General features: G+C 68.4%; 6 protein-coding genes. All 6 read left to right on the forward strand.

From position 1 onward, the window contains the following. The first annotated feature begins 75 nt into the window (after window positions 1–75). Entirely contained in the window at window positions 76–4,266 is a 4,191-nt protein-coding gene (locus ACQUQD_RS41870; protein WP_428957962.1) for a poly-gamma-glutamate hydrolase family protein, read from the forward strand. An 8-nt stretch (window positions 4,267–4,274) separates the two neighbouring features. Continuing rightward, a complete protein-coding gene (locus ACQUQD_RS41875; RefSeq protein WP_428957964.1) occupies window positions 4,275–5,057 on the forward strand; it encodes a hypothetical protein in 783 nt (260 codons plus the stop codon). 103 nt (window positions 5,058–5,160) lie between these two features. Then, on the forward strand, window positions 5,161–6,774 hold the full coding sequence (locus ACQUQD_RS41880; protein WP_428957965.1) for a hypothetical protein: 1,614 nt from the start codon (window positions 5,161–5,163) through the stop codon (window positions 6,772–6,774). Window positions 6,775–6,782: 8 nt separating this feature from the next. After that, window positions 6,783–8,102, forward strand: coding sequence for a hypothetical protein (locus tag ACQUQD_RS41885; RefSeq protein ID WP_428957966.1), 1,320 nt, complete (start codon window positions 6,783–6,785; stop codon window positions 8,100–8,102). 14 nt (window positions 8,103–8,116) lie between these two features. Then, on the forward strand, window positions 8,117–9,658 hold the full coding sequence (locus ACQUQD_RS41890) for a hypothetical protein (protein ID WP_428957967.1): 1,542 nt from the start codon (window positions 8,117–8,119) through the stop codon (window positions 9,656–9,658). Between the two features lie 89 nt (window positions 9,659–9,747). Beyond that, window positions 9,748–11,307 carry an SNF2-related protein gene (locus tag ACQUQD_RS41895; protein WP_428957796.1) on the forward strand — a complete coding sequence of 520 codons (1,560 nt, stop codon included), beginning with the start codon at window positions 9,748–9,750 and terminating at the stop codon, window positions 11,305–11,307. The last annotated feature ends 70 nt before the right edge of the window (window positions 11,308–11,377 follow it).

Consider the following 11,377-nt stretch of genomic DNA (forward strand, 5'->3'; position numbering starts at 1 on the left):
GCCTGACGTCCTGTTTCGGGGCCCTCTCGCGTCGCCAAGGGCTGCAAGGCGACGACGGCGAGGGGGCCCACCAGCATGGCCGAGTACCCGAACTACGCAGCTCTGGCTGCAGAGCGCCAGATCGGCGTGGACTACCGGCTGCTCGTACGGACACCGCCGGGATCGCGTCTGGCTCACATTGCGATCCACGGCGGCGGCATTGAGCCGGGCACCACGGAGATTGCGGACTACCTCGCCGGATCGGCAAACCGCTTCTACTCCTTCGACGGCATGCTCACCTCGGGCAACGCCGACTTGCACATCACCAGCACGAACTTCGACGAGCCGCAGGCCCTGAGCCTTGTGTCAGCCAGCGACTTCGTCATCTCCTGGCACGGGATGTCGGGAACCGACGCAATCACCTACCTCGGCGGCCTCGACACAGACCTCGCCGACAGAATCAGGGGCTCCCTGGAGCAGGCCGGATTCATTGTCGAGGAGGCGTCCTCGGAGATCGCGGGAGCGGACCCGACCAACATCTGCAACAAGGGCGCCCGGTCCATGGGCGTCCAGCTGGAGCTGACGAACGGCCTACGGCGCTCCTTCTTCGAGGACTTCACGCGCGCGGGCCGGGACACCGGGGTCCGGACCGGGGCCTTCTACGCGTACACGGCGGCCGTGGCGTCTGCGCTCAACGGCCTGGACGTGCCGAGCAAGGCCGAAGGCTCGGCGTGGAAGGGGCGCATTGCACGGCCCGTGCAGAGCATCGGCAGTGTGTCTGGCGACTTCGGGATCCCTGCTCTGGCGCCGCTGACCGTGGACGGCATGCCGCTTGAGGCCGTGAAGGACGCATTGCGGCTACAGACGGCTGCGCGTCAGGTCAGTGGCAGCACGGAGCGTTTCTGGTCCAGCCCGGCTCGGGCCAACGGCGACCCCCTGCGCGAGGTCTTCGAGTTCTCGCTGTCATCCGCCCGGCCGGTGAACCGCATTGCATTCTCGCTGGCGCGGTTCCCGCAGCGGGCCTGGGTGCAATGGCAGGACCGTGACGGAATATGGAATCCGCTGATGCAGGCGCGAACCAGCACTCCGGTCCAGATCAGCATCATGGACTCGCTGCCTGCGGTCATCCCGACGGGTGTGGCTGGCGAGGTAAAGCTCCACCCGCAGCATTTCGGCGCCGGGCACTGGATGGAGCAGGCCGTCAACGTCAGCCCTGTGACGGCGAGCCGGTTCCGCGTGGTCATGACGCGGCTGCCCTCGGCGTCGAGCCCGCGCGGCACGGACGGCCAGCCGGTGCCGTACTCGCTCGGGGTGAAGGACGCCCAGGTGTCGTACCGGGCGGCCTCGCTCGATGACCTGCCGTGGCTGCCGCAGGTAGATAGCGAGTATTCAGCGCCCATTGCGGGCTCGACCGACCTCCTCGGGTCGCAGGTTGAGTACGTGTTGCGCCGCAACCGGGCCGCGAACCTGTTGCCTCCGGCTCAGGGGGTATGGCGGTGCGCGCCTCAGCCGGTGCCGAACGCGGTCGTGAGCATGCATCTCGATCTGAGGACATCGGCCGGGCAAGGGCAGGTCATCGACCGGCTCTACCTGGATCCTGTGACTTCCGGCCCCACAGTGAACCTCTACTACACCGACGAGACGGTGCTTCCGGACCGGTTCGCGCCCAGCGACACCCCACTGACGCTGCCCTTGGTGCGGGCCGCATCCGATGTGCCGGTGGCCGACAGCGAGGGTGTGCTGTTCGGGGGTGCGCGGTCGTACCTGGACGTCGACAACCGGGCGTGCCAGTTTGATCCGGCGGCCCCGTTCCTCCTCGGGCTGATCGTGCACCCTCAGTTCAGCTCAGACGACATTGCACAGCACACCTTCCTGGACACAGGCGCACTGACAGTGTCATTGCGGAACGGCGCGCTCGTTGTGAAGCTCGGTGAGCGCACCGTGGAGCTGGCTGCGGTCTCGTTCGGCGTCAATGCGGAGATTGCGGTCGGCATTGCGTACGACGGCAGCACATTGACGGTGCGCACTCCGTGGGAAACGCGGATCCAGCAGGACGCGCGAGTGGTCGACGTCGCCCCGCCCACCACGATCCGACTCGGAGGCCCGTTGCTGGGCGAGGGCGGCGGAATCCGGATCCGCAGCCTCTTCCTCGCGCGAGGGCGCGCAGCCGACGTCAACTCGCTGGAGAGCTACTGGGATGACCCGAGCGGCTATGCCCTCTCGCCGGGGCACGGCATCGACCCGGCAGCGCACACCAGCTCCAGCGCGATCCTGCGCCTGGACACGACCCTGGTCACAGCGGGGTCGGACTCAGTGTGCCCCTGGGGTCTGATCGGCGGCCCGGCGGTCGCCCACTCCGACCTGGTGTGGACTCCCATCCCGGGCGACTTCTCCCTGCGCAAGGGGCTGCTGAAGTTCCGCCCGATCAAGGCGAGCCACGTCAAGTTGGAGTTCACCAACCTGCAGCCCACCGTGCTCACCCCGTCGCAGGCCAGCCCCCTCGTCGCGACGAGGCTGTTTCCCTCGGATTCCGGCAGCGCTCAGGCCACGATCCCTGCGTCCGGCGACACGGTGACGGGTGTGGCACCGGCCGGGGCTCGGGTCGCGACCGAGCAGGGTGCTATCTACCAGTACGTGGACGCCAACCGCATCGCCTCAGGCAGCAACTCCTCGGGGGACCCATACCTGCCTACAGAGGCCCTGTATGCGCCCGATCCACTCGATGCGCAGGTGCTGCGCCGCTCAGGGCAGCGCTTCCCGTATATGCCACTGCCCGGCTCCAGAGCCCCGCGCTTCAGCAGCAGTGGCGTGCACCGATACCACGTCGTTCAGCTGGCCATGGACACGAAGGTCGGCTACACAGTCGCCCTCAGCCAGGTCCTGGCCTACCTGGCGGACCCAGTGGCCGAACGGGACACCGAGCAGTACGTCGAGTTGTTCCACGACACGGCCTTTCTATCCGGCTACAGCGCCGATGAGACGGGTGGCTGGAAGCACACCGGGTCTGCGATGGTGACCACGGAGGCGCCGCCGTGGCTCGGCTCCCGGGTCACGTCGAAGACGTTCATCTCCAAGAGGCGTGTACTTGGTGTGCAGTTCGCGGCTCAAGCGTCGGATGCTAAGCAACTCGTCGCCGACCCTGACTTCGACGACCCGAGCCTGCACTCGTGGCGCCCAGTCGGAGACGCCAGCATCGCTTCGTCCGCGCGGTACTCCGCCTCAATAGGGCGCATGGCTGAGGTGGTCCGGGGGCACGCGCTGTCCTCGTGGGGCGCGTTGGAGAGCCAGTTCCCAACCTGGGGCGACGTTGAGGCCTCCAACCCGCTTCCCAACCGGCCGCTGTGGTGGGAAGTAGAGAACTCCACCTCGGACGCGAACAACGGCGGCATCGAGTCGCTGCGGCCGGTCACGCCCGCGCCTGGCGGCCGCCTGTACGCGGCGGCCCGGGTTTACACCGAGGGGCCGCTGGCCGAACCGCTGCACCTGCAGCTCGTCAACGGCGACGGCCGCATCCTGGCCGAGGCGGTCCAGTCTGTCGACGCAGCTCAGGTCGTCGAGTGGTACGTAGGGGCCACCATCCGCACCGGATCGCCAACAGGACAGCCGACCTGGGACAGCGTGACAGCGTCCGGCACCCGCACCTGGCAGGGCATGGAGGCCCTGGGGTCGTGGGGAGACGTCTCCTTGGACTGGGACATCGACAACGTCTACGACGTGCGGGTCCGGCTGGTCCAGGAAGGCAGCGAGGGCACCGGGCAGTGGCTGGTTGACAGCCTGGCGATCTTCAATGACCCACTCGTGTGGGAGGTCTCGCGCGACGGAGGCGTCAGCTGGCACGAGATGGTCGCCATCCGTAACAACCCGCGCGGCGTGTTCCAGTTCCCAGACTTGCCCGCCGCTGACCGTACCGGCGGCACCCAGCTGCGGTGGCGCGTGACCGGCTACGCACCCGACCTCTCGCTGTCCTCCATGGTGCTGCGCCCCTGGTACGCAACGATGTCCGGCGCCGTGCCTTACCTGGACACCCTGCAGGCGTCCGGCTCATCCTCGTCGCTGGCCGACTACTACCCGCCGGTGGAGTCCGACCCTCTTTTCCAGGGCTGGCAGCACCCCATTCCGCAGGAGTGGTGGCTGGCTGCCCGCCAGTGGGCGCAGCAGCACACCCCGATCACCGATCCTCTGCCCGCCATCACGCTGCCCGAGGCCGTGGCCGAAGGCACCGACGAGGGCGCCCCGCCGTCGGTCGCACGGCACGCCCTGCCGCAAGCCTTCGTCCTCAATCGCTAGGAGCCGCTGTGCGCGCGCATTTCAACCGCCCCCTCACAGACCGCCTGGGCAACCAGGTCGACGAGGCTCAGGTCCGCCTCCTGGTCCAGGGCACCACAGAGCTGCTGCCGGACACGGTCTATGCCGAGGCCGCCAACGGGCTCACCCGCACCAACCCGTGGAACATCTCGAATGGCGAGATCGACTTCTTCCTGGACAGCCCGACCCGCCTGCAGATCGGGGTGAAGGTCGGTACCGACCCCGAGGAGTTCTGGGACAACGTCGACGTGCTGGCGGTCTCCACCGACTCCTTGCACCCCGGCTCCGGTGCGAATTCCACGCAGGTCGGCCTCGGTGCCACATCCGCCGGAAGCGGCTCCACTGGCGTGGGCAACGGAGCTTCGGCCACCGGCGACCAGAGCACCGCTGTCGGCCTGATGGCCACGGCCGGGGCGGATGGCGCAGTGGCCGTCGGTTCACAGGCGTCCGCGTCCCAGCCTGGTGCCATTTCGATCGGCGAGTCCTCGTTGGCCACCGGCACGCAGGCCACGGCGCTGGGGGGCGGTGCGCGCGCCACGTTCGATCAAAGCACCGCCGTCGGCGCGGGCGCTCAGGTGACCCGCCCGAACCAGGTGATGCTCGGAACGGCCACCGACTTGGTGGAGATCCCGGGCATCGGCGTGCTGCACAGTCCGGACGGGACCGCGTTCATCCTGGCCGTCACAAACGAGGGTCTGCTCTACACGCAGAAGCTGACCGCCTACGACCCGCCGCCTCCGCCCGAGGAGGGTGAGAGCGGCGACAACGGCTGATCAGCGCAGGTTTTCTCATCTTTGAAACGCCCCGGAATCACGCGCCGGTTGCTGTGTCCCACCCTCTCGCCGCCGTCAAGGGGTGACGAGAGGGAGGGACACGGTGGCACGAGCACACATCATGCGGCCCATCACCGGGGACACCGGTGACCTGCTGTACGGCGCGCAGGTCCTCGTGCGAGAGGCCGGTCTCTCGGTCAAGCTCGCCCAGCCGCTGTACGCGGGGCCGACCGGCAACGAGCAGCTGACCAACCCCCACACGGCCGCGAACGGCGTGATGGACTTCTGGCTGGAGATCCCTCAGCGCGTCTCCGTGCTGGTTCAGAGCGAGCAGCACTCCGACATCCTGGTGTACCTCGACGCGGCGCCGCCGCCCGAGGAGACCGCGCGGACGGACACGCCGCTCCTCATCACCGGCCAACAGATCCCCGGGAACGTTCTCCTCGCCGGTGACAACCCCGGTGAGGCGGTGTGGGGTGCTGCTCCGTCGAACTCGGGGCTCACGCCCCAGGTGACGGTGATCAGCGAAGCGTTCGCCCGGGGCCAGGACCCGGCCGGGTGGTCGTTCACCCAGGCCGCGACCTCGGCCCGCGACTACAGCACCTCCGTCCCGGCCGACCAGGGGCTGCTGCGTTCCCTGCACGCCGTGCATACCGGCAACGCCGGACGGTTCACGCTGACGTCGCCCGGGTTCACACTGATCGAACCGGGCTGGGTCTCGATGTGGCTGCGTCCCAGCCTGGCCGCGAACGAGTCGGTCGTCATCTCCGTGACAGCGCAGGGTGGCGCGAAAACGGTGCTGCAGACGCTGACGGCGACCCGCGACTGGGGCTTCTACCGATACGCGCTCGCGGCCGGGACTTACCAGTCCGTGTCGGTCGAGTTCGTCGGCGCGGCCACCTACGTGGGCAGCACCGGCCACGAGATGTGGGTCACCAGCATCAAGGCCATGTACGGCGGCCGGGTTCCCGCCCACGACCATCCGGGAGCCGGGGTCGGGTCGGTGCTTCTGGGTGCGGACAGCGCTGCTTCCGGCACCAGCTCGATCGGTATCGGCGCAAGCGCGAAGGCCACCGGGGCCAGTGCCACGGCCATCGGATACCAGGCGCAGGCGACCGGCACGGACTCCCTGGCCGTCGGTTCTGGCGCCCAGGCCGTCTCGGACACCTCGATTGCCGTCGGCCCCCGGGCCAAGGGGTCGCTGGCCAACACCGGCTGGACGGCCATCGGCCCTGATTCGTACGCGGATGCGACGAGCAGCACGGCTGTAGGCGCCCGCGCCAAGGCGTATGCCCCGAGTGGCACCGCGATCGGCGCCGACGCCTACGTCGCCACGGAAGCCACCAGCGGCACTGCCATCGGTGCGGGCGCGCAAGCCCTGGGGCCGAACAGCCTTGCCCTGGGGCCCAACGCGATCACCGGGGCAGCCCACGCGAACTCGGCCGCAATCGGCGCTGGTGCCGCCACCAGCGCAGTCGGCCAGATCGTGCTGGGCATGCCCACCGCGTCCTACCGAGCCGTTCTCATCGGCAACAAGCTGATCGCCGTCTCAGCCGTGTCCCTGGGCAGCGACGCCACGTCCCGGCTCGGCTTCTTCGGTGCAGAGGGCACCACCAAGCCGGTCGTCACTGGCGCCGACGGCGGTGTGATCCCACTGCGCAACCTGCTCGGCGCACTGGCCGGGCTCGGCCTGATCACCAACAACACCACGCCGTAGGAGGGGTAGTGCCGCTCAGTTCCGTACCCGGCCAGGTCGCCGCCGGTTCCATCGACGCGCTGTACCGCGATGACCTCGGCGACGGCACCCTCGGCACCCCCGACTACTCCCCGGTCCCATACACCTACGCGCCGCTCCTCGGCCCCGTGGACAGCGAGCCGCAGTGGGTACTCGACCAGTTCCGAAAGGGCGCCTTCGCTGCGTTCAAGGGCAGCCCGGACGGGCTCGGTCTGCTGCGCAGCACCGGTGCCGACCGGGGCTCGTTCGGCCTGAAGTTCATCTGTCAGGCCACCGGCGTGAAGCTGACGAGTCCGGACGGTTCGCGGGCGCCCGAGTACACCTGGGGGCCGCAGGACTTCGCGCTGGCCATCCGGCACCCTGGAACCACGACCTGGTCGGCGTCCTCGCCCCGGGCCTACCTGGCCTTCACCGCTGCGACCAAGACCGTCGGCATCCGAATCACTACGTCGGCCGCCGAGGGCCCCTGGGACGCCGAGGTCGCCGACTCGGCCGCCATCACGCTCGGCGGTGCCTTCCCCGACCCCTGGGACGGCGTCGACCACAGCCTGAGCGTCGCGTGCTTCGGCAGCAACGTGCTGGTCATCATCGACAACCAGTGGCCGATCGTGTTCCGTGCGCCACGCGCGTACAAGCGCAACGCCAACGGCACCGTGGACACCGCTGTGTTCAGCAACCTGCCGACGACAGGCAGCTTCGGCGGCTACGACAACCGTAGCGAGCAGAACTTCCTGTATGCCTGGTACGCGCTGCAGGGCGCAAGTGGTGACCTCTTCTACTACGACCTCGGGGCCACCAGCGTGCAGGTGCCCCCCGCGACCACGTACACGCCGACCACGCTGCCGTCCGGAGAGACCTGGGCCATCACCGGCACGGCAACGGCCAGCAAGAACGGCCTGCTGCTGGCCGCATCCTCGACCGCCTCGTTCACCGTGCAGGCGCCGCACGGAATCATCAGCACCCGGTGGGGTGCGACGCAGGCGAACGCCGGGGTGATGTTCCGCCGCCAAGACGCCTCGAACTATTACATCGTCACGGCGAACGCAGTCGTCCGGTACACCGGCGGCGCCGCGTTCACCAATGTGGCCTTCGGCTCGCCCCTGCAGGACGGCGATCACGTCGTGATCCACAACTTCCCGACGTTCTACCGGGTGTACGTCAACGGGGTGCTGCGCGCGTTCACCCAGAGCCTGGTCCAGGGGGCGACCGCGAACGGCGTCGGCTTCTTCAACCCGGCGGGCGGCACCAGTCAGTGGCGCTACCTGGTGCACCAGCCGTACTTCACCGAGCCCACTATGCCGACGGTCTGACAGGGAGCGCTGCCGTGGAACGATCGCACCTCTACCTGCCGCTGGTGGACTCCTCGGGCGAGGCCTACCCGTACGCCGAGGTCACCCTCCTGGACCCCGACACGAATAAGGCAATCGAGGAGCCCGTCTACCTCGATCCGAACGGCGGTGCGCCGCAGAGTTGGCCTGTGCTCATCGACCCAGCGGTGATCAACCTCTGGACCGACCGGCCGCTGCGCGTCACCGTGCTGGCCGCACTGCCGGGCGGTGCCTCGTTCACCCGAGCCGGAGTCGACGTCCTGCCGCCGCCCTCGGCAACGGTCCGCAGCCAGAAGCCGCTGCGCATCGGCTCGGCACAGGGGCTGAGCGGCAACGCCATGCTCGCGGTCTCCCCGAACGGCACCGCCATCTGGCAGGTGCTCGACGCCTTGCGCTTCCACCGCCACGAGGGCGACGCCCCCTACTCCACGGTCCTCGCGCCGAGTTCTTCCGGAGACATCTACCCCGGCCAGACCTGGATCGGGAAAGCCATTGGGGGGACGCAGGGATCAGGTGCCACTGCGCTGGGAGCCGGTGCCCAGGTGAACGGGCCCGGCGCCACGGCGCTCGGCCGCGCAACGGCCTCCACGGACGGAGTGGCTCTGGGAGCCACGGCTGCTGCAGGGGCGTCGGCCCTCGCGGCAGGGGCCGGGGCCAACGCGACGGCCGCCGAGCAGGTAGCGCTCGGCCGGAACGCCTCGGCTGCAGCAGCGGCCTCGAAGGCCATCGTGCTGGGCGGCGGAAGGACGGCCGCAGCGGACCAGGTCATACGGCTGGGCGACCATGTCAGCGTGCGGGCCGACGGAACGGTGATCATCGGCCAGGGGGACGTCCCCACCGAGTGGGTGTCCGGCGGCCCCTTCATCGCGCTACTGGGCAACGTCGTGGCAGGCCGGTACGTGAGCGCGCGTGGCGACGCCATGCTGGCAGGCGCGACATCCGCACTGGGCTTCTTCGGGAGCGCTGGAGCCACACAGCAGTTCATGAGCAAGGCCGCGATCACAGCCTCGACTCCGGGACGCGAGGCGCTGCTCTCACTGCTGACGGCGCTGGACACGCTGGGTCTTGTCTACCTGACCGACAGCGCCATCGACGACGAGCTGGCCGACTTCAGTAAGTCATCGGCCCACGATGCCAATCTCGTGCTGGAGACCGGCGACACCGATGGCGCCATGGGCGGCGACACGACCCGGGTCAAGAGGAATGCCGCAGGGACGGCCTCGATCACCTACCAGCAGGCCAGCGGTGTGCGGGACTTCCGCGCCAGGGTCTTCAACTGGATCCCGTCCGGCGTCCCCGACATGGCCGCGCTACGGACCGAGGTCGTCGCTGATGTCTCCGCGACCGGCACGACCTGGACCCGCATCCCACTGGCCTTTCCTCAGCCGACAGCAACCGCGAATGCCTGGTTCCAGTCCTGGGTCGGCAACGCACTCCCCATTCCAGCCGGGAACCGCTACCTGCGGCTCACACTCGGCGTCAACGCCAGCGTCTTCTCGCCTCAGATCGGCCGGATCGTCATCCGACCACGCGCCTGATGGCTCGATGTCTCGACATTTTGATGTCTCTATAGATTGCTTTATCTCTAGGTCTACCTTTTGAGGTGGCGATACCTACTGTGACCAGCATGAACGCGTCGCCTCGCCCGTTGTTCAGCAGCCCCCACGGCCTCTTTCCCTGCCAGCAGGAGGGGGCGGCATTCGCGTACCTGAAGCGCTCGGGGCTGCTCGTCGCCGACACCGGTATCGGCAAGTCGGTGATCGCGATGGCAGTGGCGGCCTTGCTGGCGGAGGACCAGGCCGAGGACCTCGTGCTGCTGGTGTGCAAGCAGAACAAGATCGCCGAGTGGGCCGAGGACTTCAGCACGTTCACCCCGTTCTCCCACCGTGTCCACCACGGCCCCGCACGGATGCGCAAGCTCGACGAGACGCTGCCCCATGTGCTCATCAGTACCTTCGAGACGCTGCGGACCGACCTGACGGTATTCACCGTGCCGCCGGGCAAACGCGCCCAGGCCCCCGCGCCCGGTCACCTCCTGCAGGTCCTGCTCGACGCCCAGGCCGCTGGCCGCCGGGTCCTTGTGGTCTACGACGAGATCTCCGACAAGCTCCGCAACCGGACCAGCCGCATGTACAAGAGCCACACCTACGCCCTGCAGCGGCTCCGCAAAGCCCAGCCGGACCTGCGGGCCCTCGGCCTCACCGCCACTCCGCTCAGCAAGGGCTACGAGGACGGGTTCAACCTGCTGCGGCTCCTCGTGCCCGGCGCAATGCCCAAGATCACCGACTTCGAGAAGGCCGTGGTCGCCAGCCGCGATGACTACGGCCGCCCCCGCTACAACCCTCAAGGCGTCGCCGACTTCACTGCCCTCGCCCAGCCCTACATGTGGCGCAAGCGCAAGTCCGACCCGGACGTCAGTGGCCTGTTCCCCCAGCGCATCGAGGAGTTCCGGTCCCTGGCGCTGCGCAAGGACCAGGCAGAGCTCTACGCCTCCGTCGCCGCCCTCCAGGAGGGACGGCAGGAGGCCGTGCCGGGCCTGCACGCCGCGCTCCGGCAGATTGCCGCTCACCCCGGCTCGCTCGTCCACTCAGCCCGCCACGGAAGCTCACAGCTGGCACGTGAGCTGGTCTGCAGATTCGGAGAGGAGCACCTGCTGCGCATGGGATCGGCGAAAACCGAAGAGCTTGTCGAGTACCTGTCACCGATCATCCACGGGCAAGGCGACAAGGCCATGGTCTTCTCCCAGTTCGGGCCGTCCGTCCTGCCCCTGCTCGCCGACGTGCTCCGCAAGGAGGGCATCCGCAGCTACCTGTACACCGGCACGATGAGCCAGCCCGAGAAGGAACGGGCCCGCCTCGCCTTCCGTAACGATCCGCAGGCCTGCGTACTGCTCTCCTCAGATGCAGGCAAGGACGGCATCAACGTCCCCGAGGCCACCTACCTGGTCGAGTACGAGTCCGCCCTCACCTACGAAACCCGTACCCAACGCCTCGGCCGAATTGACCGCATCAACTCGGCTGCCCCTTCCATCACCTGCACCACCTTCGTCCTGCAGGGCACCGTGGAGGAGGGGATCGTGGAATCCATGCTGGCGCGCAACGAAATGACCGACTGGTTCCTGGGCGACACCGGCGCAGAAGGCCACATGGGCGCCGCACAGCGGCGTCGCAGCTACCTGGTGGCTTGACGAACTTCTCAGCAACGACACACCCCCAGGGGGGCGCAGCCTCCCCCCGCCAATTGAATGTGTCGAATGT

Source organism: Streptomyces sp. cg35 (assembly GCF_050410835.1).
In the GTDB taxonomy this organism is placed as follows: domain Bacteria; phylum Actinomycetota; class Actinomycetes; order Streptomycetales; family Streptomycetaceae; genus Streptomyces.

What these genes read in the sequence shown, in the direction of transcription:
- ACQUQD_RS41870 (WP_428957962.1), top strand. Translation starts at nt 76, where the DNA reads ATGGCCGAGTACCCGAACTACGCAGCTCTGGCTGCAGAGCGCCAGATC.
- ACQUQD_RS41895 (WP_428957796.1), top strand. Translation starts at nt 9,748, where the DNA reads ATGAACGCGTCGCCTCGCCCGTTGTTCAGCAGCCCCCACGGCCTCTTT.